Below are 235 nucleotides of genomic sequence, written 5' to 3'. Positions count from 1 at the left end.
CACAGGAATAGGATGGCTTTTTACACCCACAACCTGTGACCTTGTTTTAACCAACGAAAAACTAATTTGATTTTCTAAAAAAGAGATATTCTCAAGCAGGACCAGATACGTTAACTGAGGGCTTCCTTTTTGGGAGAAATCATTCCCAACCCGCTCAACAGTCAGATTCTGCTGGTAAAGGATATCTGTCTTTCCATCCCCATTATAATCATTGGCGATAAAACTGTTTTCATTA

General features: G+C 38.7%; 1 protein-coding gene. It reads right to left on the bottom strand.

The genetic code is table 11. The features are described 5' to 3' along the window. On the bottom strand, positions 1-235 hold a 235-nt coding region (locus AC6CH4_RS26045), incomplete at both ends, for a hypothetical protein (protein ID WP_498108255.1).

Source organism: Flavobacterium sp. GQ95 (assembly GCF_059758655.1).
Note: the sequence above shows the minus strand (reverse complement) of the source record. Positions and strands in the feature narration are given on the sequence as shown.